Source organism: Shewanella sp. 4t3-1-2LB, from assembly GCF_017368415.1.
Classification (GTDB): Bacteria; Pseudomonadota; Gammaproteobacteria; order Enterobacterales; family Shewanellaceae; genus Shewanella; species Shewanella fodinae.
Map to the genome: position 1 here is coordinate 1 of NZ_JAFNJD010000188.1, position 255 is coordinate 255.

Annotated in this window: 1 protein-coding gene; it reads left to right on the plus strand. The window is 47.1% G+C overall.

Features of this window, described 5'->3' with window-relative positions; translation table 11 throughout:
* On the plus strand, nucleotides 1–255 hold a 255-nt coding region (locus J3L11_RS19750; RefSeq protein ID WP_207572025.1), incomplete at both ends, for a transposase.

Consider the following 255-nt stretch of genomic DNA (forward strand, 5'->3'; position numbering starts at 1 on the left):
ACTTGGAAAAGGTCGCCCTCGCGTATTTAGCGACTTAGCCATTACCACAGCGCTGATGGTTAAACGTGTTTTCGCTATGCCACTGCGAGCGTTGCAAGGCTTTATTAATTCGGTATTTCAACTCGCCCAGGTACCACTTACTTGCCCACATTATACTTGCATCAGCAAACGTGCAAAAACGGTCAATATTGCTTTTAAAACCAAGACTCGCGGCACCATTGAGCACTTGGCTATCGACTCGACGGGCTTAAAGGT